The sequence below is a fragment of the Agaricicola taiwanensis genome, assembly GCF_014635245.1.
GTDB lineage: Bacteria > Pseudomonadota > Alphaproteobacteria > Rhizobiales > Methylopilaceae > Agaricicola > Agaricicola taiwanensis.
In genome coordinates, this window is record NZ_BMCP01000001.1 from 1074469 (window position 1) to 1097754 (window position 23286).

Annotated in this window: 24 protein-coding genes and 2 riboswitches; of the genes, 15 read left to right on the forward strand and 9 right to left on the reverse strand. The window is 64.0% G+C overall.

Annotated features, from left to right (window positions below; genetic code table 11):
- Positions 1-82: 82 nt before the first annotated feature.
- Together IEV58_RS05080 and IEV58_RS05085 are read left to right on the forward strand one after the other, a co-directional pair.
- Positions 83-457, forward strand: a complete 375-nt coding sequence (locus IEV58_RS05080) for a DUF983 domain-containing protein (protein ID WP_188408575.1) — start codon at positions 83-85, stop codon at positions 455-457.
- A complete protein-coding gene (locus IEV58_RS05085; RefSeq protein WP_188408576.1) occupies positions 447-1190 on the forward strand; it encodes an SURF1 family protein in 744 nt (247 codons plus the stop codon). The genes IEV58_RS05080 and IEV58_RS05085 overlap by 11 nt, the downstream gene beginning before the upstream one ends.
- On the opposite strand, the gene IEV58_RS05090 is transcribed toward IEV58_RS05085, so the two are convergent.
- A complete protein-coding gene (locus IEV58_RS05090) occupies positions 1187-1657 on the reverse strand; it encodes an MgtC/SapB family protein (RefSeq protein WP_188408577.1) in 471 nt (156 codons plus the stop codon). The genes IEV58_RS05085 and IEV58_RS05090 overlap by 4 nt on opposite strands.
- Before the next feature lie 11 nt (positions 1658-1668).
- On the reverse strand, positions 1669-2616 hold the full coding sequence (locus IEV58_RS05095; protein WP_188408578.1) for an aldo/keto reductase: 948 nt from the start codon (positions 2614-2616) through the stop codon (positions 1669-1671).
- 126 nt (positions 2617-2742) lie between these two features.
- On the opposite strand from IEV58_RS05095, the gene thrC reads away from it, so the two are divergent.
- The 4 genes from thrC to IEV58_RS05115 all read left to right on the forward strand — a co-directional run bounded on the left by thrC (position 2743) and on the right by IEV58_RS05115 (position 9100).
- Positions 2743-4161, forward strand: coding sequence for a threonine synthase (gene thrC / locus IEV58_RS05100; RefSeq protein WP_188408579.1), 1419 nt, complete (start codon positions 2743-2745; stop codon positions 4159-4161).
- Entirely contained in the window at positions 4158-5423 is a 1266-nt protein-coding gene (locus tag IEV58_RS05105) for a M16 family metallopeptidase (protein ID WP_188408580.1), read from the forward strand. Before thrC ends, IEV58_RS05105 begins: the two co-directional genes overlap by 4 nt.
- Positions 5424-5440: 17 nt before the next feature.
- Positions 5441-6028, forward strand: coding sequence for a GNAT family N-acetyltransferase (locus tag IEV58_RS05110; RefSeq protein WP_188408581.1), 588 nt, complete (start codon positions 5441-5443; stop codon positions 6026-6028).
- A 144-nt stretch (positions 6029-6172) separates the two neighbouring features.
- Positions 6173-9100: an EAL domain-containing protein gene (locus tag IEV58_RS05115; protein WP_188408582.1), complete on the forward strand. Its 2928-nt coding sequence runs from the start codon at positions 6173-6175 to the stop codon at positions 9098-9100.
- Positions 9101-9127: 27 nt separating this feature from the next.
- Here IEV58_RS05115 and IEV58_RS05120 read toward each other — a convergent pair whose 3' ends face one another.
- Positions 9128-9745 (reverse strand): YqgE/AlgH family protein, encoded by a 618-nt coding sequence (locus tag IEV58_RS05120; protein WP_188408583.1) that lies wholly within the window; start codon positions 9743-9745, stop codon positions 9128-9130.
- Between the two features lie 108 nt (positions 9746-9853).
- On the opposite strand from IEV58_RS05120, the gene IEV58_RS05125 reads away from it, so the two are divergent.
- Positions 9854-10654, forward strand: a complete 801-nt coding sequence (locus IEV58_RS05125) for a protein-disulfide reductase DsbD domain-containing protein (RefSeq protein ID WP_188408584.1) — start codon at positions 9854-9856, stop codon at positions 10652-10654.
- Positions 10655-10697: 43 nt separating this feature from the next.
- Entirely contained in the window at positions 10698-11186 is a 489-nt protein-coding gene (locus tag IEV58_RS05130; protein WP_188408585.1) for a peroxiredoxin, read from the forward strand.
- Between the two features lie 8 nt (positions 11187-11194).
- Here IEV58_RS05130 and rnhA read toward each other — a convergent pair whose 3' ends face one another.
- The 3 genes from rnhA to ispH are packed head-to-tail and all read right to left on the reverse strand — an operon-like array spanning position 11195 to position 13586.
- Positions 11195-11653: a ribonuclease HI gene (gene rnhA / locus IEV58_RS05135; protein ID WP_188408586.1), complete on the reverse strand. Its 459-nt coding sequence runs from the start codon at positions 11651-11653 to the stop codon at positions 11195-11197.
- Positions 11650-12615, reverse strand: a complete 966-nt coding sequence (locus tag IEV58_RS05140) for a homoserine kinase (RefSeq protein WP_188408587.1) — start codon at positions 12613-12615, stop codon at positions 11650-11652. Before IEV58_RS05140 ends, rnhA begins: the two co-directional genes overlap by 4 nt.
- A 5-nt stretch (positions 12616-12620) precedes the next feature.
- Positions 12621-13586 (reverse strand): 4-hydroxy-3-methylbut-2-enyl diphosphate reductase, encoded by a 966-nt coding sequence (gene ispH / locus IEV58_RS05145; protein ID WP_188408588.1) that lies wholly within the window; start codon positions 13584-13586, stop codon positions 12621-12623.
- Positions 13587-13678: 92 nt separating this feature from the next.
- Here ispH and IEV58_RS05150 point away from each other — a divergent pair, with 92 nt between their 5' ends.
- The 5 genes from IEV58_RS05150 to gcvPB all read left to right on the forward strand — a co-directional run bounded on the left by IEV58_RS05150 (position 13679) and on the right by gcvPB (position 19087).
- Positions 13679-14290 carry a hypothetical protein gene (locus tag IEV58_RS05150; protein WP_188408589.1) on the forward strand — a complete coding sequence of 204 codons (612 nt, stop codon included), beginning with the start codon at positions 13679-13681 and terminating at the stop codon, positions 14288-14290.
- Between the two features lie 35 nt (positions 14291-14325).
- Positions 14326-14418, forward strand: a riboswitch (glycine riboswitch).
- 1 nt (position 14419) lies between these two features.
- A riboswitch (glycine riboswitch) is annotated at positions 14420-14519 on the forward strand.
- Between the two features lie 56 nt (positions 14520-14575).
- Positions 14576-15706: a glycine cleavage system aminomethyltransferase GcvT gene (gene gcvT / locus IEV58_RS05155; RefSeq protein ID WP_188408590.1), complete on the forward strand. Its 1131-nt coding sequence runs from the start codon at positions 14576-14578 to the stop codon at positions 15704-15706.
- An 18-nt stretch (positions 15707-15724) separates the two neighbouring features.
- Complete coding sequence (gene gcvH / locus IEV58_RS05160; RefSeq protein ID WP_188408591.1) at positions 15725-16096, forward strand: glycine cleavage system protein GcvH; 372 nt, start codon at positions 15725-15727, stop codon at positions 16094-16096.
- 70 nt (positions 16097-16166) lie between these two features.
- A complete protein-coding gene (gene gcvPA, locus IEV58_RS05165) occupies positions 16167-17513 on the forward strand; it encodes an aminomethyl-transferring glycine dehydrogenase subunit GcvPA (RefSeq protein ID WP_188408592.1) in 1347 nt (448 codons plus the stop codon).
- On the forward strand, positions 17510-19087 hold the full coding sequence (gene gcvPB, locus IEV58_RS05170) for an aminomethyl-transferring glycine dehydrogenase subunit GcvPB (protein WP_188408593.1): 1578 nt from the start codon (positions 17510-17512) through the stop codon (positions 19085-19087). Before gcvPA ends, gcvPB begins: the two co-directional genes overlap by 4 nt.
- A gap of 6 nt (positions 19088-19093) precedes the next feature.
- On the opposite strand, the gene IEV58_RS05175 is transcribed toward gcvPB, so the two are convergent.
- Positions 19094-19285 (reverse strand): hypothetical protein, encoded by a 192-nt coding sequence (locus IEV58_RS05175; protein ID WP_188408594.1) that lies wholly within the window; start codon positions 19283-19285, stop codon positions 19094-19096.
- On the reverse strand, positions 19282-19869 hold the full coding sequence (locus IEV58_RS05180; RefSeq protein WP_188408595.1) for an HPF/RaiA family ribosome-associated protein: 588 nt from the start codon (positions 19867-19869) through the stop codon (positions 19282-19284). The genes IEV58_RS05175 and IEV58_RS05180 overlap by 4 nt, the downstream gene beginning before the upstream one ends.
- A gap of 464 nt (positions 19870-20333) precedes the next feature.
- Here IEV58_RS05180 and IEV58_RS05185 point away from each other — a divergent pair, with 464 nt between their 5' ends.
- Positions 20334-21461, forward strand: a complete 1128-nt coding sequence (locus IEV58_RS05185) for a site-specific DNA-methyltransferase (RefSeq protein ID WP_308790899.1) — start codon at positions 20334-20336, stop codon at positions 21459-21461.
- 86 nt (positions 21462-21547) lie between these two features.
- On the opposite strand, the gene mutY is transcribed toward IEV58_RS05185, so the two are convergent.
- Positions 21548-22609, reverse strand: coding sequence for an A/G-specific adenine glycosylase (gene mutY, locus IEV58_RS05190; protein WP_188408597.1), 1062 nt, complete (start codon positions 22607-22609; stop codon positions 21548-21550).
- A gap of 137 nt (positions 22610-22746) precedes the next feature.
- Between mutY and IEV58_RS05195 the strand changes: the two genes are divergently transcribed.
- Positions 22747-23265 (forward strand): DUF721 domain-containing protein, encoded by a 519-nt coding sequence (locus IEV58_RS05195; protein WP_188408598.1) that lies wholly within the window; start codon positions 22747-22749, stop codon positions 23263-23265.
- Positions 23266-23286: the final 21 nt, after the last annotated feature.

A 23286-nucleotide genomic window follows, 5' to 3' on the forward strand; every position in this document is an offset into this window, starting at 1 on the left:
CCCTGACCGCGCTATCGGCCCTGCCACAAGCCCGCCACAGGCGAGGCGCATTGGCGGGGCCGACGTGTATCTGGAGTATGGAATGCTTGATGGGCACTACCCACCGTTATCGCCCTATGCGACCGGCCTTGCCGGGCGTTGCCCGCGGTGCGGCCAGGGACGGCTCTTCCACGGCTTTATCGCGCTCAATAAAGAGTGCGCGATCTGCAGTCTGGATTTCGATTTCGCTGACGCCGGCGACGGACCGGCCGTGTTCGTCATCATGATGGCCGGGTTCCTCATCGTTGGCGCGGCGCTTTGGGCGGAACTCGTTCTCGCGCCGCCGCTCTGGCTGCATCTTGTTGTCTTTCTGCCGCTGACGCTGGTGATCTGCCTTGGCATGCTGCGCCCTCTGAAGGGGCTGCTCCTGGCTCTGCAATACCGCAACCGTGCATCGGAAGGTCAGCGTGAACGCTGAGGCCAAAACGGGCATCGTAATTCCCGCCGTCCTGACGGCTGTCGCCTTCGTCATCCTTGTCGGCCTGGGAAGCTGGCAGCTTCAGCGCCTGCACTGGAAGGAAGAGCTGATGGCGCGGGTGGCGCAGCGCATCGAGGAGCCACCCGCTCCGCTTCCTCCCAGATCGGAGTGGGCCGATCTTGACTATGCGCGTTGGGAGTATCGTCCGGTCACGCTTCATGGCCGGTTCGATCACGGCCGGGAGGCACGGGTCTACACCTTGCTGAGTGAGCCAAAGGGCCGGGAGCAGGGTGCCGGCTATTTCATCCTGACGCCGCTGTCGCTGGCCGACGGTTCCGGGACAGTGATCGTCAATCGCGGTTTCGTCCCGCAAGAACGCGCCGGCCCTGAGACTCGGTCCGAGGGGCAAACGGAAGGCGACGTCACCGTTACCGGTCTGCTGCGAGCACCGGAGGCGGGAAATATGTTCACGCCTGCGCCGGATCCGCAGAGAAAGCTGTTTTTCTCACGCGATGCCGCAGACATCGCTGCGGGCTATGGCATCACTGATGCGGCGCCGTTCACCGTCGATGCCGATGCGACCTCCAATCCGGGTGGCCTGCCCCAGGGAGGTGAAACCCGGATCGCCTTCCCGAACCGGCATCTGGAATATGCCTTGACCTGGTATGGCCTGGCGGCAGGCCTGCTCGGGGTCTTCGGTGCATGGGCGTGGAGCCGACGGCGCCGGTCCTAACCGCTTCCCTTTTCATCCTTGCCGGCTTCCTGAACCTTGCGTCCGAGCGGGGTAAGCGCGCGCAGGGTCACAAAGGTCATGAAGGCGATGGCGACCGCCACGTCATAAGCTCCCAGTCCAACCGCCGCGCCGATGGCGCCGGTGGCCCAGAGGCTGGCTGCCGTTGCCGTTCCGCGGACCGAATCCTCCAGCCGCAGGATCGCCCCGCCGCCGATGAAGCCCATGCCCGTGATCAACCCCTCCATGATTCGGGCGGTTGCCTCGGGGGAGCCGATCGTGATCCGTTCCGTCGCCTGAATGAAACCGCAGCAGGCGAGGGCCACCAGCGGAAATGTTCTAAGACCGGCAGACCTTTCCCGGCGCTCCCGGTCCCAGCCGATCGGAAGCGCCAGCACATAGGCGGCAACCAAGGCCGCAAAGTGCGGCAGGATATTGCCCGGAATGAGTTGGCCGAGTTGGTCGATCATCTGCCGGGCCCTCAGGCGCTTGCGTCGTCCAGGGCCGCGATGGCTTCTGAACCGAGTGTCAACCGGGCAGCGCCCAGGATGTCGCGCAACTGGTCCAGGCTGGTGGCGCTGACGATGGGAGCGGTTACCGAGGGCCGGGCGATGAGCCAGGCGAGGGCGACCTGCGCCGGTGTGCCGCCAAGCTCGCCTGAGACCTTGTCGAGCGCGGCGAGGATCCGCAGTCCTCGCGCGTTCAGATAGGTGCTCATGCCCTGGCCGCGCGCGCTCTTCCCGAAATCGGCGGCGGATCGATACTTTCCAGTGAGAAACCCGGCGGCGAGGCCATAATAGCAGATGACGCCGACGTTCTCCTCCAGGCAGAGGTTTTCAAGGTCGCCCTCGAAGGCATCCCGGTCATAGAGATTATATTTTGGCTGGAGGCTCTCATAACGGGGCAAGCTCTCACGTTCCGATATGGACAGGGCCGTCTTCAGCCGCTCCGCCTCGTGGTTTGACGCGCCAATGGCTCGCACCTTCCCCTGTCGGATCAACTGATCGTAGGCCCACAGCGTTTCCTCCATGGGTGCCTCGTGGTCGTCCACGTGGGATTGGTAGAGGTCGATCCGATCCGTTTTCAGCCGGCGCAGAGAGCCCTCCACCGCTTCCAGGATGTAGTCCTTCGCCAGGCCCTTTCGTCCGTCGCCAAGATCCCAACCCACCTTGGTGGCGAGCACGACCTTGTCGCGCTTGCGGGAAGAAGCGAGCCATTTTCCGATGATGGTCTCGGACTCGCCACCTCTATTGCCGGGCGCCCACCGCGAATAGCTGTCGGCCGTGTCGATGGCGTTGAAGCCGGCGTCAACGAAGGCATCCAGCAACTGGAATGAGGTCGCTTCATCGGCGGTCCAGCCAAAGACATTGCCACCGAGAACGATCGGGGCAATCTGAAGACCGGAAGAGCCGAGCGTGCGCATGTCCATGAAGCTATCTCCAAGAGGTAAGGCTAAAGGATGTAGATGGGACCGGGGCCCCAGAGGGCAAGGCGCATCCTTGCGTCGGAAGGCCACCGGAACTAGGGTGCGCCGCGATATTTCACGGAACAAACGATGACGTTTTCCTATCTTTCCACGCGCGGTGAGGCGCCTGTTCTCGGCTTCGCCGACGTCATGCTGGCGGGCCTTGCTCGTGACGGTGGTCTTTATGTCCCGCAAAGCTGGCCGGCCCTGGATGCTGCGACGATCGCCGGTTTTGCCGGCGCGCCCTATCAGGACGTCGCCGAGCGCGTGATGCTGCCCTACATCGGCGATCAGTTTCTGAAGGAAGCGCTTCCAGGCCTTCTTGCCGAGGCCTATGCCGGCTTCAGTCATCCGGCCCTTGCGCCCCTGGTCCAGATTGCGCCGAACACCTTTGTTCTTGAGCTGTTCCATGGCCCAACGCTCGCGTTCAAAGACGTCGCCATGCAGCTTCTGGCCAAGCTGATGGACAAGGCGCTTGCCGAGCGTGGCGCCCGTGCCACCATCGTCGCGGCCACCTCCGGTGACACCGGCGGCGCGGCCATCGATGCCTTCAAGAACTCCGAGCGCGTGGACGTCTTCGTGCTGTTCCCCCATGGCCGTGTCAGCGACGTGCAGCGCCGGCAGATGACGACCGTCGATGCGCCCAACGTGCACGCGGTCGCGGTTGAGGGGGACTTCGACGACTGCCAGGCCCTGGTGAAGGCGATGTTCAACGATCATCGCTTTCGCGACCGCCTGGCGCTGGGCGCGGTTAATTCCATCAACTGGGCCCGCATCCTGGCTCAGGTGGTCTATTACTTCACCGCCGCGGCCGCCCTCGGCGCGCCGCACCGCCCCGTTTCCTTTACCGTGCCGACCGGCAACTTCGGTGACATCCTGGCCGGCTGGGTGGCGAAGAAGATGGGCCTGCCGGTGGAGCGTCTGGTCGTCGCCACCAACTCCAACGACATCCTCGCCCGTACGCTGGAGACCGGCCGTTACGAGATGCGGGGCGTTGCCCCCACCTCGTCGCCCTCCATGGACATCCAGATCTCCTCGAACTTCGAACGCCTGCTGTTTGAGGCGGAAGGCCGCGATACGGAAAGCCTGCGCCGCCACATGGCAAGTCTTGCCCAGTCAAAGGCTTTCACCCTTGGAACCGGGGCGCTGACCCACATTCGTTCCGAGTTCGATGCTGGCCGAACCGGCGAAGCACAGGTCGCTGAGACCATAGCCCGAGTGCGCCGTGAGGCGGGCTATATGCTCGATCCGCATACGGCCGTCGCCGTTTCGGTGGCGGAGCGACAGGCCGGCGATCCGTCTGTTCCCATGGTGGTGCTCGGCACGGCCCATCCGGCCAAGTTCCCCGATGCGGTGGAAGCCGCCTGCGGCGAGCGCCCGGCGCTTCCGCCCGCGGTGGCCGATCGCCTGTCCGGCCCGGAGCGCATGGATGTTGTCTCCAACGATCTTGGCGCCATACAGGCCTTCGTATCGGCGCGCGCCCGCGCGGCGAGAGAGAACGCGGCATGAGCGTCGAGATCTCCCGCCTGTCCAACGGTACGGCGGTCGTCACCGAGAGGATGCCGGCTATTCGCACGGCCTCGCTGTCGGTGGCTTTCGGCGCCGGTGTGCGCTCCGAACAGCCAAGGGAGCATGGCCTCGCGCATTTCCTTGAACATATGGCGTTCAAGGGCACCTCGCGGCGCAGCGCGAAGGATATCGCCGAGGAGATCGAGCAGGTCGGCGGCGATCTCAATGCCGCCACCGGTGTCGAACAGACCGCCTATTACGCGCGCGTACTGGAAGGCGACGTGCCGCTCGCCATGGATATCTTGTCGGACATCGTCGCCGATCCGATATTTGATCCCGCCGAGGTACGCCGTGAAAAGGGCGTCATCGTGCAGGAGATAAGCGCGGTGGACGACACGCCCGACGACCTCATCTTCGATCTTGTCCAGGAAGCCGCCTTTCCCGATCAGGCGCTCGGCCGCTCGATCCTTGGCACGCCCGGAACAGTCAAGGCGCTGAAACGGCAGGACCTGATCAGCTTCCGCGAGGCGCATTACTGCGCGCCGCAGGCGGTGGTGGCGGCCGCCGGCGCGGTGGACCATGCCCATATCGTGAAACTGGCTGAAGATCATCTGGCCCTGGGGCAGGGTAAGCCCGCCATGAAGGACCCGGCGCTTTTCAAGGGCGGCGAGCGGCGGATCGATCGCGATCTGGAGCAGGCGCATGTCGCGCTCGTGTTTCCCGGCCGCGCACTGGTTGATCCCGCGACCTATGCCATCCAGATCTATGCCAATATTCTCGGCGGGGGCATGTCCTCGCGCCTCTTCCAGGAAGTGCGTGAGAAGCGCGGTCTTGCCTATTCCGTTTATGCCTTCCACTGGTCCTACGCGGACACCGGAATGTTCGGCGTCTACGCGGGCACCGGGGAGAATAGCCTTGCCGAGCTCATGTCGGTGACGCTGGACGAGATGGCAGAGACTGCCGCCACGCTGACCGAGCGGGAGGTCATTCGCGCGAAGGCGCAGATGCGCATGGGGCTGACCGTCTCGCTGGAGCAGCCGAGCAGCCGCATTGAGCAGATGACACGTCACATGTTCGCCTTCGGCCAGCCGCTGGAAGCCGCCGACATCCTGGAAAGGCTCGAGGCGACGACGGTGGAAGATGTCCGTCACGCCGCGCTCGCCGCGCTCCAGGGCCCCATGGCGCTTGCCGCGGTTGGTCCCATCGCTGGTCTCGCCAGCGTGGATCGTCTCGCCCAACGCGTTGGCGCTCAGGCGGCTTGATCGGGGAGGGTTGCGGTTTGGCCCTGTTCCGAACCTTTCCCTCAAGCCCGATGCTTCCCGTGCTTTATCGAGGCGGGCTTTATCTTCGCATGCCGCAGCTCGGGGATTTCGACCAATGGGCCGAACTGAGAGCCGCGAGCCGCAGTTTCCTGCAGCCTTGGGAGCCGCTGTGGCCGGCGGATGATCTGACCCGGCCATCCTTTCGCCGCCGCCTGCGCCGCTACGGCGACGAGATCCGCGAAGACAGCGCCTATCCGTTTTTCCTCTTCCGTCAGTCCGATGATGTTCTGCTTGGCGGGCTCACTTTCTCCAACGTTCGCCGCGGGGTCGTCCAGGCCACGACACTCGGTTACTGGATGGGCTCGCCTCACGCGGGAAAGGGTCTAATGACGGAAGGTGTGCGGGCATGCCTTCCCTTCGTCTTCGGCCATCTCGGCCTGCACCGCCTGGAGGCAGCCTGCCTGCCCTCCAACGCATCTTCCATCCGTCTCCTCGAAAAGGTCGGATTCAAGCGCGAAGGCATTGCGCGCCGCTACCTCTGCATCAACGGCCGCTGGCAGGATCATATCCTCTACGGCCTGCTGGCGGACGATCCGCAAGGATAACGGCGTTTTCGACGAAGCCTTGGCCCCGGGAAAGAGACGGGGATGATGCCACTTCACGGAGCGAACGTGCCTTGCGAAGCCTGACAGGTAGGGTTACCACTGCGTTCATCGTGTCGGCAAAGCCACACGGGGAGGTTTTTTACGTTGCGTAACCTGCGCGCCGCCCTGCCGGTGCTCCTCGTGGTTCTGATTCTTGCATGCGCGGGAAGTCCAGCTTCCGCGTTGACGGCTGTTCTCGTTCCGCAGGACGTTCCGGCCATCGATCTGACGCGAGTGGCCGAGCGTTATGACACGGCGACTGACCGGGTACAGGTGTCGACCGCGCCGGGAGCCGACGGCATCGTGCGGCGGATCGAAGTGCGAAGCCGCACTCCGGGCAGCGACTCCAACTGGCTGGTTCTGGCCCTCACCAACAATTCCGACGAACAGATCGACCGGCTTCTGGTTGCGCCGCATTACCGGCTGGTGGGCTCCGGCGTGATCTGGCCTGATCTCGGGTCTGAGCGGATTGCCGCCGTCACCGCCAGCCAGGGCTTCCGCCCCGAGCGCGAAGCCTCGCGCGACGCCGACATCTTCCGTGTGACGCTGGATCCCGGCTCGACCGTCACCTTCGTCCTCGAGCTTGCCGGCAACAGCCTGCCGCAGCTCTACCTGTGGCAGCCCGACGCCTATAAGGACAGCGTCAACAATCTGACGCTCTACAAGGGCATCGTGCTCGGCATCGCCGGCCTTCTGGCGTTGATTCTGACCATCGTCGTGGTGGTCAAGGGCAGCCTCATGTTCCCCGCCGCGGCGGCACTCGCCTGGGCCGTTCTGCTCTGGCTCTCCATCGATTTCGGCTTCTGGCACAAGATCCTCGATCTGAGGGCCGCCACCGACGGCATCTATCGCGCGGGCGCCGAAGCGCTTCTCGCGGCGACCCTGATCGTCTTCCTGGTCGGCTATCTCAATCTCAATCGATGGCATGTGCGCTTTGTCCATATCGCGGCGGCCTGGTTCATCGGCATGCTCGCCCTCGTCGGCATCGCGCTGTTCGATCCGGAGATCGCCGCTGGCATCGCCCGCATCTCCCTGGCGGCGGTCGCGGTGCTGGGCTTCGGCGTCGTTGTCTGGCTGGCGCTGCACGGTTTCGACCGCGCAGTCATGCTGATCCCCACCTGGCTCTTCATGGTCGCCTGGGTGGCGGCCGGCGGCCTCGCGGTTTCCGGCATCCTGGCCAATGACGTGGTCGCTCCCGCATTGGTTGGTGGTATCGTGCTCATCGTGCTCTTGATTGGCTTCACCGTCATGCAGCATGCTTTCGCGGGAGCGGGGCTGGCGGCGGGCCTTGGATCTGACCTTGAGCGCCGGGCGCTCGCCATCACAGGCTCGGGCGATGTGGTCTGGGACTGGGATGTCTCCGCCGATCGCATCAGCATCAGCCCCGAATTTGAACACACACTCGGCATGAAACCGGGCTCGCTGCAAACCGCGGCCGCCGCCTGGCTGGATATTCTCCATCCCTTCGACCGCGATCGCTTTCGTGCCGCGCTTGATTCGGTTGTGGCCGAGCGGCGGGGGCGGCTGTCGGAGACCTTCCGATTCCGCGCGCAAGACGGCCATTACCATTGGATGCTGCTGCGGGCCCGCCCTGTGGTTGCCATCCATGGCGAGGTCACCCGGTGCGTCGGCACGCTGCTTGACGTGACGGAGTCGCGGACCGCCGAAGAGCGCCTGCTGCACAACGCGGTGCACGACAATCTCACCGGCCTGCCCAATCGGGAACTCTTCCTTGATCGCATCTCCGGCGCGCTTGCCTTTGCCCGGAAGGATGGCGACCTCAGGCCCACGGTCCTGATCATTGATATCGACGGCTATAAGCGCGTCAACGAGGCGGTCGGCCTCACTGTGGGCGACACCATTCTCCTCACCATCATCCGCAGGCTCGGCCGCCATCTGAAGCAGGTCGATACGCTGGCGCGGATCAGCGGCGATCAGTTTGGCATTTTGCTCCTGTCGGAGAACAAGCCCGATCGCATCACCGACCTTGCCGACCAGCTGGTGAAGGCGATCCGCACCCCGATTTCCTTCGGCGGACGGGACATCGTCTTGACCGCCTCGATCGGTCTTGCGCTGACCGAGCCGAAAACGACGATCAACCGCGATGATCTCGTGCGCAATGCCGAAGTCGCCATGATGCACGCCAAGCGCCTCGGTGGCGACCACATCGAGATCTTCAAGCCGACGATGCGGACGGCGCGGACGGATCATCTTCTCGTCGAGGGAGAGCTGCGCCGGGCGCTTGAACGTGACGAGATCCAGCTCGTTTATCAGCCGGTGGTGCGCCTGGAAGACCGCACCATTGCCGGCTTTGAGGCACTGCTGCGCTGGAACCATTCACGCTATGGCCGCCGGCCTCCGGCCGAGTTCATCTCCATCGCGGAAGAAACGGGTCTCATCGTCGACTTCGGCCAGTTCGCTCTCGAGCGCGCCGCCCGGCAGTTGTCGCTGTGGCAGCGCCGCCTGCCGGTCGATCCGCCGCTGTTCATGACCGTGAACGTCTCTGCCAAGCAGTTCGTCCGTCAGGACCTCGTCCAGGACGTCAAAAGCGTGATCTCGCGCGCGCTTGTCGCCCACAATTCGCTGAAGCTGGAAATCACCGAAAGCGTGGTGATGGAAAATCCGGAGCACGCCGAACGCATCCTGGAAAAGCTGCGCGATCTCGGCGTCGGCCTCGCGCTGGATGATTTCGGCACCGGCCACTCAAGCCTTGCCTACCTGCAGCGTTTCCCCTTCGACACGTTGAAGATCGACAAAAGTTTCGTGCGGCCGCAAGCCCGTGGCCAGCGCTCGGCGCTGCTGCGCTCGATCATCCAGATGGGCAAGGACCTGGAACTCGACATCGTGGCGGAAGGTGCGGAAACCGATTCCGATGCGGTGGAACTGTTCCACCTCGGCTGCCCCTATGCCCAAGGCTATGCCTTCGGCGAGCCCATGAACGTGGAGCAGGCCGAACGGCTGCTCGGCATCGCCACGGAAACCTCGGCGGTCTCCTCGGCAAGCAAGATCGTCTTTGGCGCGCTGCGCGCCTGACAGGTCACCTGTGAAATGGCTGGCAGGTCAGGCGTGGCCGGCTTCGTCGGACAGCATACCGGGCACCACACCGATCTTTGCCAGGGCACGTTCGTACTTCGTGTTGGCAAGCCCGTCGAAGATGAGTTCCGGATCAGCCGGGCAGTGCAGCCAGCCGTTCTGCTGGATCTCGGCTTCGAGCTGCCCCGGCGCCCAACCAGCATATCCCAGCGCCAGCACGGCCTGATCCGGCCCCTGGCCGCTGGCGATGGCCTTCAGGATATCGAGCGTCGCCGTCAGGCAGATGCCGTTGTCGATGGGCAGCGTCGAGTTCTCGATCATGTAGTCGGAGGTGTGCAGAACGAAGCCGCGTCCCGTCTCCACCGGGCCGCCCTTGACGATCGAGACCGTCTCTGCGCGCGGCGGCAGCGCGATGCGATCGCCTTCAGGCACGATCTCCAGCTGGATCAGCAGTTCCTTGAAGCCGATGTGCGACGCGGGTTTGTTCAGGATGATGCCCATCGCTCCATCGGATGAATGGGCGCAGATATAGATCACGCTCCTGATGAAGCGCTCATCACCCATGGTCGGCATCGCGACGATGATCTGCCCGTCGAGATAGCCTGATGCAGCCGTGTTATCGCGATGCGACCCCAAAATCTCCATAAGCGAAAATGTAGTCCTCCTGGAGGAAATCGGAAAGAGGGGCCTCACGTCGATGTGGCTGGCCGCCTGGGCGCGATGCGACTACATGAACACCTCATGATTCGTGGCATGTTGCTCATCGCGGCCTTTTTGGCCATCACCGGAGTTGCCCGGGCTGAAACCACCTCCGCCTGGGCGGGCGATGGTTCATCGGCTATCCGCCTTATCTCGGGTCGGGCACCGGAGGCTGACGGCAGCAGCATCGTCGGCATTGAAATCCGCCTCCAACCGGGCTGGAAGACGTACTGGCGTGAACCTGGTGAAAGCGGCATCCCGCCACGCTTCGACTGGGCCGGATCGGAAAATCTGAAAAAGGCGGACGTTCTTTTCCCGGCACCCAAGCGCTTCAAGGAAGGCGATAGCTGGACAGTGGGCTACGACCGGAGCGTGGTGCTGCCGGTGCGGCTGATCCCAGAGGATCCGGCCAGACCCGTTCGGCTTGCGCTGTCCATGGACTACGCCGTCTGCGAAAAACTCTGTGTTCCCGCTCACGGTCAGGTTCACCTGCAGCGGGGCCCGCAGGATGCCGTCGACCGCTACACGGCCGCGAACATTGAAAAATCGCTGAAGAGGCTGCCGAGAAAGGCAACTCTCGATAGCTCAGATGTTCCCTCCGTTTCCGTGAATCGCGCCGACAACGGTGCCCTGATCATCGCGGTGAGGGGCGATGGAGAGGCCGATCTTTTCGCCCATGGCGATGGTCGCTGGTCACCGCCTTTGCCGATATTCAAGAAAGAGGATGCCGAGGGGCGCCGCCTGTTTTACGTCAAGACCAACAAGGCCCCGGCAGGCGCATCCCTGTCGCTTGTGGCGGTTTCGGGAGAGACGGCATCCGAAATCGTGCTCGACGCCAGGACGTCGTCGCCTTAAAACCGATCGCACACAACAACGGCACTCATCCACGGGCTTTTCCATGACGATCAAGATCGGCGACCGCCTTCCCGACGCGACTTTCACCGTGATGACGGCGGACGGTCCCGCACCGAAGACCACGAACGATATTTTCTCTGGCCGCAAGGTCGTGCTCTTCGCCGTTCCCGGCGCTTTCACGCCGACCTGCCATCGCAATCACATGCCGGGCTTCGTGAATAATGCGGACGCCATCAAGGCTAAAGGCGTCGATGCCATAGCGGTGACCGCGGTCAATGACGTCTTCGTCATGAATGCCTGGGCTGAGGCCTGCGGCGGCAAGGGCAGCATCGAGTTCCTGGCAGACGGATCAGGAGCCTTCGCCAAGGCTCTGGGGCTCAGTATGGATCTCAGCGAACGCGGCCTCGGACTGCGCTCAAAGCGCTACGCCATGGTGGTCGAGGACGGCGCCGTCACGCACCTCGGATTGGACGAGACGCCGGGTAAAGTCGAAAGCGCTTCGGCGGAACAGGTACTGTCAGCCCTCGGCTGACAGCTCGTTCAAGATGATTTGGCGAGCGCCTTAAACGGCGCCATGCCTGAGCGTGCCAGTTCATCGGCACGCTCATTCATTTCATTGCCAGCATGGCCGCGCACCCAGTGCCAGGTCACGTCATGGACGTTGATTGCGGCATCCAGCTTCATCCAGAGGTCCTGGTTCTTGACCGGCTTCTTGTCAGCGGTCTTCCAGCCGTTGCGTTTCCAGCCCTTGACCCATTTCATCACGCCGTCACGCAGATATTGGGAATCCGTGTGAAGATCGACCGCGCAGGGACGCTTCAATGCCTCCAGCGCGGCGATGGCGGCGAAGAGCTCCATGCGGTTGTTGGTCGTCGGCGCTTCGCCTCCGGAAAGTTCCTTCTCGACGCCGTTGAACACCAGGATGGCGCCCCAACCGCCGGGCCCGGGGTTGCCGGAACAGGCACCGTCGGTCCAGATCTGCACGCGGCCCTCGCTCATGGTGTCCACCCGTAGGCGCTGATGTCGGTGACGGAGCGGTGGAAGCGCAGCTTCTTCCAATATTCCAGCGGATCCTTCGGCTTGACCAAGGCGCCCGGCGGCACCGCTAGCCAATCCACCAGCCGTGTCAGAAGGAAGCGCAAGGCACTGCCCCGCAGCAGCAGTGGCAGGGCTTGGCATTCGGCCTCCGACAATGGCCGCGCCGCATGATAGGCCGAGAGCAGCGCCCGGGCCTTCGTCGTGTTGAAAGCACCATCAGGCTCAAAGCACCAGGCGTTGAGGCAGATGGCGAGGTCATAGGCAAGCGTGTCGTTGCAGGCAAAATAGAAGTCGATCAGCCCGGAGAGCTTCTGCCCCAGGAAGAAGACATTGTCAGGGAAAAGATCGGCGTGGATCACGCCTTGAGGCAAGCCGTGAGGCCAGGCCTGCTCGATAAAATCGAGTTCATCGACGATCTCCCGCGCCAGCCCCGGCATAACATCGTCCGCCCGGCTGCCCGCCTGCTCCGCCAGCGGCCGCCACCCCGAGACCGACAAGGCATTGGCCCGCTTCAGCGGAAAATCCTGGCCGGCGGCATGAAAGCCGGCGAGCGCCCGGCCAAGCTCGGCGCAATGCACCACCTGCGGTCGTCGCGTCCACATGCCCTCAAGGAAGGTGATGATGGCGGCGGGTCGGCCGCAGAGCGTGCCGAGCGCTTCGCCCGCCGTGTTCTTCACCGGAAGCGGACAGGTGATTCCGCGTGCCGCCAGATGTTCCATCAACCCGAGGAAGAAGGGTAGGTCGGCCGCGTTCACCCGCTTCTCGTAGAGCGTGAGGATGAAGGTGCCCTCGGTGGTGCGCAGCAGGAAATTGCTGTTCTCCACGCCTTCGGCGATGCCCTTGTAGGACAGGACTTCTCCGATGCCATAGGGCACGATGAAGCGCGCGAGTTCGTCGTCGGAAACTTCGGTGTAAACGGCCATGAACGTTATGCGGCAGCGCCGCGCAGGGCGCGCGGCAGGGGGAAGAACACGCTTTCATCCGCGGTAGAGACCGTTTCCACGGCAACGGCATAGCGTTCGGCAAAGGCGTCGATGATCTCTTCCACCAGCACTTCAGGTGCCGAGGCACCAGCCGTGATCCCAAGGGTGGACAGTCCGGTGAAGACCGACCAGTCGATATCGGCGGCCCGCGGCACCAGACGCGCAACCGGGCAGCCGGCGCGCTCGGCCACCTCGCGCAAGCGCTGTGAATTGGATGAATTGGGCGAGCCGACCACAATCAGCCCGTCGCAGTCAGGAGCAACCCGCTTCACCGCCTCCTGCCGGTTGGTGGTGGCATAGCAGATGTCTTCCTTGTGTGGCCCGGTGATAGCGGGAAACCGCTCGCGCAACGCCGCGACGATGTCCGCGGTGTCATCGACCGACAGCGTCGTCTGCGTCACATAGGCAAGGTTCTGCGGATCGCGCGGGATGAAAGTGGCGACATCTTCCACGGTTTCGATCAGCGAAACGGCGCCTTCCGGCAGCTGCCCCATGGTGCCGATCACTTCCGGGTGCCCGGCGTGGCCGACCAGCACGATCTCGCGGCCGCGCTTGTGATGGATTTCCGCCTCCCGATGCACCTTGGTCACAAGGGGGCAGGTTGCGTCGATCCAGAACAGGTTCCGCTGCTCGGCCGCGCTCGGCACGCTTTTGGCAACGCCATGGGCTGAAAAGATGACGGGGCGATCCGCCGAGGGAACTTCGTCGAGCTCGGCCACGAAGATGGCGCCCTTCGCCTTCAGGCCCTCAACCACATATTTATTGTGGACGATTTCGTGCCTCACATAGACGGGCGGGCCATAGAGCTTGAGAGCCTGCTCCACCGCATCGATGGCGCGGACCACGCCGGCGCAAAAGCCGCGCGGCGCACAAAGGAGGACACGAAGAGGAGGCTTGGTCGGTTCGGTCATGGCTCTTGGATGAGTTGGACGGCGCCCCCCGCCTTGTCAAGAGAAGGCCGAGGTGCCTTATAGGGGCACGATCTGCGCAAGGGGAACAGGAAATGGCGAACAGGCGTGCATCCATGGCGCTCGGGCTTCTGGCCACACTGGCACTGGCAGGCTGTGGTTCCACGGGAGACGGCGGTCCTTCCATGGGCCAGACCCTCACCAACCTGGTGTTTCTGAACGAAGCGAACCCGCCCCCCGCGCCGCCTCCGACGGAGGCAAGGAAAGATCTCTATTGCCCGCCGGTCTCGGTGCTTCCAGGGACCGCCGCCATGTCGTCCTATGCCGGCGCTGAAGGGGACCCGATGGCGCTGCGTTATCAGGTCTCCGTTGGCGAGACGGCACGCGAATGTGTTGATCTGGGCGCTGAGGTCTCCATCCGCGTCGGTGTCCAGGGCCGCGTGATCGCAGGTCCCAAGGGCGGCGGCGGCGCCAGCGTCGACGTGCCGATCCGCGTCGTCCTGGTCGATCGCAAGGATAACCCCGTTTACTCCAATCTCACGCGGGTGCGGGCGACCCTGCCGTCGGGCCAGACGCATCAGACCTTCAGCCATGTTGAGGAGGGCCTGACGCTGCCGGTACCTGAAGGCGGCTTGCGCGGCTATCGCATCCTTGTTGGTTTCGATTCTCAGGGTGCACAACGCCGGAATATGGGCCGCGGCAGTTGACTCTCGGGCAGGTGCGGGAAAGATAGCGTCGTTCGCAGATGCACGCGGGAGAGACCGGCCTGACAAGGCCGGCGCCGAAGGCGCAACCGCCCCGGAAACGCTCAGGCAAAATGGACCGCGTGCGAAGAACACTCTGGAAAGCAGCCGGGATGAAGGTCCCGGCTCACCGACGGAGTAAGCGGCGACGTTAAAAGCGTCACGTGAATCTCTCAGGTTCAGCGACAGAGGGGGTACGTGCGGGACGAGGTCCCGTATGTGCGTTTGTCTCTGACCGGAACCTGATCGATGGATGTTTCCGCCGACCTGAAGACCACGCCGCTGACCGAAGCCCATAAGGCGCTGGGCGCGCGGATGGTGCCCTTCGCGGGCTATCTCATGCCGGTGCAATATGCACTTGGCGTTCTGGGGGAGCATCTCTGGACGCGCGAGCACGCGGGCCTCTTTGACGTTTCGCACATGGGGCAGGGCCGCCTTGTCGGCCCCGACCATGAAACGACGGCGCGCGCTCTGGAGGCTCTGGTTCCCTCCGATATCCTCAATCTCGCGCCCGGCCAGCAGCGGTATTCCCTTCTCCTGTCGGGTGAAGCCGGCATCCTCGATGACCTGATGGTGTCGCGGCCGGCCTCGCCGGATCTGGATGGCCAGATCGTGCTCGTGGTCAATGCGTCCAACAAGAGCGCGGATTGGGACCATATCTCCCAGCGGCTTCCGGCGGGCGTGGAACTGCGGCCGGCGGATGACCTTGCCCTGCTGGCCCTTCAGGGGCCTGAAGCCGTCGATGTCTTCTCCCGCTTCTGCCCGGCCGCACGTGATCTCGCGTTCATGCGCTGCGGCAGCTTTGATGTCCAAGGCATTCCGGTGGAGGTCTCGCGCTCCGGTTACACCGGCGAGGACGGTTTTGAGATTTCGGTGGCGGCCCGGGGCGCGGAAAAACTCTGGAACACTCTGCTGGGTGAGCCTGAGGTGCGGGCGATCGGTCTTGGCGCGCGCGACAGCCTGCGGCTTGAGGCGGGGTTATGCCTGCACGGACATGACATCGACGCCTCCGTCAATCCTGTCGAGGCGGATCTTGGCTGGGCGATCCAGAAACGGCGTCGGCTCGAAGGCGGATTTCCCGGCGCCGATATCATTCTCCGCGATCTGGAGAACGGGCCCGCCCGCAAGCGCATTGGGCTGCGTCCGACCGGCAAGGCGCCCGCTCGCGAGGGCTGCGAAATTCAAAGCGCGGGGGGTGAACCGATCGGACGCGTCACCTCCGGCGGCTTCGGCCCCAGCGCGGATGGTCCCGTGGCCATGGGCTATGTCGATGCGCCGCACGCTCAAGTGGGCGCCTCCGTCAATCTTATCGTGCGCGGCGAGCCGCGGCCGGCAACGATCGCGCCGATGCCCTTCGTCCCGCACCATTACAAACGCTGAGCATCAGGAACACCGAGCATGTCGACACTTCGCTACACCAAAGATCATGAATATGTCCGCGTCGAAGGCGATGTCGCCGTCGTCGGCATAACGGACTTCGCGCAAAGCCAGCTGGGAGATGTCGTCTATGTCGAGCTTCCCGCCGCGGGCAAGAAGGTGACCAAGGGCGGCGAGGCGGCCGTCGTGGAAAGCGTGAAGGCCGCCAGCGAGGTCTACGCCCCGGTCAGCGGCGAAGTGGTCGAGATCAACAGCGAGCTGGAAGGCACCCCGGCGCTCGTCAACGAAGACCCGCTCGGGAAGGGCTGGTTCTTGAAGATCAGACTGTCCGATGCCTCGGAACTGGAGGGGCTGATGGATGAGGCTGCCTACAAAAGCCACGTCGGCGAGTGACCATCTCCCGTCGCCATCCGTTCTGTTTGAAATGATCATCTGAGGGCCTGACCCTCACTGAGAGAGCCCAATGCGTTATCTGCCTCTGACACCGGACGATCGCACAGACATGTTGCGCCGGGTCGGCGCCTCCTCCATCGACGCGCTGTTTGCCGACATCCCCGCCAAGGTGCGGCAGACCGAGCTTCCCGATCTGCCGCGTGCGAAGGGCGAGATGGAGGTCGAGCGCATTCTGGGCCGCATGGCCGGCAGGAATGTCTCGGCATCCTCCGTGCCCTTCTTCGTCGGTGCCGGTGCCTATAAGCATCATGTTCCCGCCTCGGTGGATCACCTGATTCAGCGCTCGGAGTTCCTGACCTCCTACACGCCCTATCAGCCCGAGATCGCCCAGGGCACGCTGCAGTATCTTTACGAGTTCCAGACGCAGGTGGCGCTTCTGACGGGCATGGAGGTCGCCAATGCCTCCATGTACGACGGCTCCACTGGCACCGGCGAAGCGGTGCTGATGGCGCACCGCGTCACCAAGCGCCGCAAGGCGGTGCTGTCGGGCGGGCTGCACCCGCACTACCGCGACGTCGTGGAAACGCTCGGCCGTTTCGCAGGCGACAGCATCAAGGCCATGCCGGCCGACGTGCGCGGTGAGGAGGACATACTCGGCCAAATTGACGACGAGACCTCCTGTGTCGTGGTGCAATCGCCCGATGTCTACGGCAATCTGCGAGACCTGCGGCCCATCGCGGAAAAGGCTCATGCCCACGGCGCGCTGCTGGTGACGGTTTTCACCGAGGCCATGTCGCTCGGCCTCGTGGAGTCGCCCGGCGCGCAGGGTGCCGACATCGTGGTCGGCGAGGGCCAGTCCATCGGCAATCCGCTGACCTTCGGCGGCCCCTATGTCGGCCTCTTCGCCACCCGCGAAAAGTTCATCCGCCAGATGCCGGGACGCCTCTGCGGGGAAACCGTCGATGCCGAGGGCAAGCGCGGCTATGTGCTGACGCTGTCGACCCGCGAGCAGCACATCCGCCGCGACAAGGCCACGTCGAACATCTGCACCAATTCCGGTCTCTGCTGTCTCGCCTTCACCATCCACCTTTCGCTTCTGGGCGAAAAGGGCCTGCGCCGCACCGCCGAGACCTGCCATGCCAATGCGGTCCTGCTGGCGGACGCTCTTGAACAGGTGCCGGGTGTCGAAGTGCTGACCGAGGCCTTTTTCAACGAGTTCACGCTCAAGGTGCCGGGCAATGCGGCTGAGGTGATCGAGAAGCTGGCGGAAAAGGGCGTGCTCGGCGGCGTACCGGTATCCCGCCTTGAGCCCGGCAGGCCGGAACTGGAAAACCTGATCCTCGTCGCGTCCACCGAGATCAACACGGACGACGATCGCGCCGCCTATGCGGCCGCACTGAAGGAGGTGCTCGCATGAGCATGAACCGCGAAGGCCGTGGCGCGACCGCCCCCGAAATCCACGAGGTCCACCAGGACCACAAGACCTTCACCGGCAATCGCGCCTTGCGCATCGAGGAGGCGCTGCTGTTCGAGATCGGCCGTCCGGAGGTCACCGGCGTCGATCTTCCCGAGCCGCCGAAGGTGGCAAAGCGCCTCGGCAGGCATGAACGCAAAGCCCCCATCAACCTCCCCGGCCTTGCCGAGCCTGAGGCGGTTCGGCATTACGTGCGCCTCTCCCGGCACAATTATTCCATCGACAACGGCATTTTTCCCTTGGGCTCGTGCACCATGAAGCACAACCCGCGCCTCAACGAGAAAATGGCGCGTCTGCCGGGCTTCGGCGATGTGCATCCGCTGCAGCCGCAGTCAACGGTGCCAGGCGCTATCGAGCTTATCTCAGAGCTGTCGCGCTGGTTGATCGAGCTCACCGGAATGCAAGCCGTTGCCATGAGCCCCAAGGCAGGTGCCCATGGCGAACTGTGCGGCATGATGGCCATCAAGGCGGCGCTCGAGGCCCGTGGCGAAGAACACCGCAAGGTGGTGCTCGTGCCCGATAGCGCCCATGGCACCAATCCCGCCACTGCCGCGCTGATCGGCTTTGAGGTGAAGCCCGTTCCGGCACGCGCCGATGGAACTGTCGATCCGGAGGAGGTGAGGAAGCGCGTCGGTCCCGATGTCGCGGCGATCATGCTGACCAATCCCAACACCTGCGGCCTGTTCGAGCGCGATGTGGTGGAGATCGCCAAAGCGATCCATGATGCCGGCGCTTACTTCTATGCCGATGGTGCCAACTTCAACGCCATCGTCGGCAAGGCCAAGGTCGGTGATCTCGGCGTCGACGCCATGCACATCAACCTGCACAAAACCTTCTCGACACCCCATGGTGGCGGTGGCCCGGGTGCGGGACCGGTGGTGCTGTCCGAGCGCCTTGCCGCTTACGCGCCGCGGCCTTTGGTAGTGTCGGATGGCGGGAATGTCGCCTTGCTCGAACATGCGGAAGGAGGCGCCGCGGAAAGCCTTGGCCGCATGACGGCCTTCCATGGCCAGATGGGCATGTATGTGCGGGCGCTGAGCTATATGCTGAGCCATGGCGCCGACGGCCTGAGGCAGGCCTCCGAAGACGCTGTGCTCAATGCCAATTACATCCGCGCCTGCCTGCAGGACCTTTACTCGGCGCCTGCGGGCGACCGCCCATGCATGCATGAGATCCTATTCGACGACAGTTTCCTCGAGGGCACCGGCATCACCACGCTCGACATCGCCAAGGCCATGATCGACGAGGGTTTCCATCCCATGACGGTCTATTTCCCGCTCGTGGTTCATGGTGCCATGCTGATCGAACCGACGGAGAGCGAGTCGCGCGCGAGCCTCGATTTCTTCATCGCCGCCATGCGGGATCTCGCCATGGCGGCAAAGGCGGGGGATACCGCGCGGTTCAAGGAAGCACCGCGCTACGCGCCGCGCCGCCGCCTTGACGAGACCCGCGCCGCCCGTCAGCCGAAATTGCGCTGGCAGGCTCCTGAGCCCATGGCGGCGGAAGCGGCCGAGTAGACCCGTCTACCGGCTGTTGTTGGGCAAGGCCCCGGGCTGCTCGCGCTGGCCGGGGTTATTGGCCGGCACGTCGCGAACCGTTTCATCCTGGCCGGACAGGTCACCGTCGCCGGTGCTGCCGACATAGGTGTTGTAGACGAACCATCCGCCGCCGAGCAGGATGACGACGGCCAGGATCACAGCATGGGAGCGCTTCATGACGGGGACGCTCCCGCTGCCGGACGCACCTTGCTCGCGGTCGGGCCGGTGTCGCCATCCTCCTCGACATAGTGAACGCTATCGCCGCGTTTCAGATCTTCGAAATTGCCGCCGAGCAGGCTGTTGCGGTGGAAGTAGAGCAGGGCGCCCGACGAGGTCATCAGGAAGCCGTAGTCCTCCTCCGGATGCATCTCGGCGACCTGGGCCAGAAGCTGGCTGGAGGTGTCGTTGACGTGGGTCTTGGTGCGGCCCTGCTGCTTCTGTTTGAAATCCAGCAAGCGCCGTTCGGCGATGCTGAAGGATTCGTTCAAAGCCTGCCGCATATCCGGGTTCTGGTATTTCTTGGTCAAATGATCGGGCTCGTGAGCGACGACAATGTCCTTGTGACCGGGAACGCTGAGTTCGATTCGTACCACCGGCGGCGTCGCGGAACCTGACGAGTGGGCCATTTTGTCGATGCGGACCCGCGCCGTGATCAGCCTCGGATAGATCTCCTCCAGGCGGGCGACCCGTGCCTCGATCTCCTTCTTCACCCATTCCGACGATTCGATCTGGTGAAACGCGATCTCGATGGGAATCTGCATGGCAAATCGCTCCTCTGACGTGAACCCCTGAGGGATCAACGTCTGCCGGACCTCGGATGGTTCCCAGGCGGGTTCATCACTTCAAGTCCGCGCGGAATGCACAACCAGATCAGCAGCTTACCGGAGCATGCGGAATCGATTCACGCGATGCTTCTGAAACAGAACCTGAAGTATCCCGTCATTTAAGATCGCCGCAGGGGATCCTTAGGTTGTGGCTGTGCGCCCAAAAACGCGATCGTGAAGGAATGTGAGGAGGTCAGGTGGTTGCGGGAAATCTGCCGGCCAACAAGGGAGCTCGGCCGGCGGAAATCAGTGAGCAAGGGCCCGCTTCTTTCGGCACGCATTTCGACTCCCGACAGTAAAAACAACCGTAAGCAGTTGTTAACCCTAATCTTTAGCGCGTTATTTACGTTAACGGTCCATCCTCCGTTTCGTGCTGATTGTGCATATGCGGGAGGATGTTGGTGTCTCAGGTTGTGCGTGCTCCGGCTCCTTCCGCATCGATACAGAATGCGTCTGGCCAGCTCATAATTGGTGACTGCATCGCGGCGCTGTCAGACCTGCCGCCGGCCTCCGTCGATCTCGTCTTCGCCGATCCGCCCTATAACCTTCAGCTTCAGAACGAACTGCAACGTCCCGATCTTAGCGTCGTTGACGCCGTGGATGATGCCTGGGACCAGTTCGAGAGTTTCGAAGCCTACGACAATTTCACACGCGCCTGGCTTCTCGCCGCGCGGCGGGCCATGAAGCCCAGCGCGACGCTGTGGGTGATCGGCTCCTATCACAACATCTTCCGTGTCGGCACGATCCTGCAGGATCTCGGCTTCTGGATCCTCAATGACGTCGTCTGGCGCAAGACCAACCCCATGCCGAACTTCCGCGGGCGGCGCTTCACCAACGCGCATGAGACCATGATCTGGGCGGCTCGCGGGCCGGATGCGAAGGGCTATACCTTCAACTATGAAGCCTTGAAGGGCGGCAATGAAGATCTTCAACTGAGGTCGGATTGGCTCTTCCCCATCTGCACCGGCGAGGAGCGCTTGAAGGACGAGGATGGCCGGAAGGTTCATCCGACGCAGAAGCCCGAAGCGCTGCTGTCGCGCGTGCTTCTGTCAGCCTCCAAGCCTGGCGATGTGGTGCTTGATCCCTTCTTCGGTTCCGGCACCACCGGCGCTGTCGCCAAACGCCTTGGCCGCCGGTGGATCGGGATCGAGCGCGACCGCACCTATGCGGCGGCGGCGCAGGCGCGGATCGATGCTGTTGAGCCTCTGCCGGAGGGCGCTATCGCGGCCGCTCCATCCAAGCGGGAAGCGCCGCGCGTCGCCTTCGCGGAAGTGGTGACACGTGGTCTGGTGCAGCCCGGCGCGATGCTGCGCGATGCCAAGGGCCGTATCGAGGCCATGGTCCGTGCCGACGGCACTCTGGCCTGGGGCTCGGTGGTGGGCTCCATCCACCGCATCGGAGCCTTGGCGCAGGATGCGCAAGCCTGCAACGGCTGGACCTTCTGGCATGTGAAAACGGATAAGGGCCTCAAGCCCATTGACGAACTTCGCGCGGTCATCCGGCGCGAACTGGCACACGCGGGGGCCTGAGCGCCAGGACGGCGCTTGACCCCAGAAGCGGGTCCCGCGGCGGCGGGCGGTTTGTCCTCCAGTACGACCGTCGCCGCGGGAACAGCCTATCTCCTCGCAAGCTCCACGGCCTTGCGGAAGACGCTGGGCAGGGCTTCACTGTCGATCGAAGCCGGTGCAGCCCACCAGGCTCCTTCGGGCGCCACCGCCGTCTGCGGCAGATCGGCGGCAAAGACCTCCAGCGTCAGCGCGAAATGGCTGAACACATGGGTGACGACGCCGGTCCTGATCCGCCAATCGGCCGGAAACGGCGCCTGTGTGAGAACAGTGTCCCGATCCAGTCGTGGCCCCCAGGGCGTGGTCGGCAGTTCCGTCATTCCGCCGAGGAGCCCCTTCGGGGGCCGGCGGCGCAGCAGGATGGCCCCGTCCGGGCGCCTCGCCCAGAAGGCGGCGCCGAAGCGTTCCGGCTTTGCGGGTTTGGCTGCTTTCCGGGGAAGGCTGTCCTGAATGCCTTTCGCACGCGCCTCGCAGGCCGTGGCCCAGGGGCAGAGCACGCAGGCGGGCCTCTTCGGCGTGCAAATCGTTGCGCCGAGATCCATGACGGCCTGCGCAAAATCTCCCGGCCGTTCGTCCGGCGTCAGCGTTCCCGACAATGTCCTGAGGCGCGGCTTTGATCCTGGAAGGGGCTCCTCCACGGCAAAAAGCCGCGCCACGACACGCTCCCAGTTGCCGTCCATGGGTGTCGCCTTGAGGTCGAAGGCGATGGCGGCGACGGCAGCGGCCGTGTAGGGGCCGATGCCGGGAAGGGTTAGAAGCTCAGCCTCGCTGGAGGGGAAGATCCCGTGATGCCGGTCCATCACGGCCTTGGCGCAGGCGTGCAGATTTCGCGCACGGGCGTAATAGCCAAGACCTGCCCAGAGCTTCAGAACCTCCTCCACCGGCGCCCCGGCCAGGGCCGCGACATCAGGAAAGCGGGTGAGGAAGCGCAGGAAGTAGGGCGCGGCGGCAACCGTCGTCGTCTGCTGCAGCATGATCTCGGAAAGCCAGACACGGTAGGGGTCGGCTTTCTCACCCGGCAGCGCGCGCCAGGGCAGGCGCCGCCGGTGGCGGTCGTACCAGGCAAGTAGCGCCCCGGCCTCCGGGCGGTTCAGCGGGGCAGCTCCAGGCAATGAAAAATCTCTCCAGGACACGGCACCCCTGACATGGCAGGAGCGCTTGGTCGCGACAAGGGCCCTGCGGGAAGGCGGACATCGTGACGCGAGGGAGCCAATGACGATCGGCGGAGCAAAGTGTAATCTTACCGCCCATGAGCCAGCCGCCCACCCGCAGAAAGACGAAGACCCTCGCCGAGCTGATCCCCGGCTGCATGAGCGACGCCCTCGCGGCGCAGGGCTTCGCCAATGCCGATATCATCAGCAACTGGCCCGCCATCGTCGGGCCGCAGCTTGCCGGCTACTGTCAGCCCATCAAGCTGCAATGGCCGCCACGTGGTCCGGCGAGCAACCCTGGCGCGCCGCGCCCGCAAGCGGTCCTTCTGGTGCGGGTGGAGAGCGCCTTTGTGCTGGAGCTGCAGCACAGCGCTGCCATTGTGATCGAACGCGTCAACCGCTATTTCGGCTGGGCCTGCGTCGGCCAGCTTCGTTTCCGCCAGGGACCGATCGAGCGCGCAAAGCCTCCCAAGGCGCCGCTGCAGGCGGATGCCGCCACCAAGGCCCATGTGGCGGCCATGGTTGGTGATGTGGCTGACGAGCGGCTGGGAGATGCCCTGCGGCGCCTGGGCGAGGCGGTGACCATGCGGGAAAGCGCAAAGATCACTCGCAAGTGACCTTGCGTCCCCACTCTTGCC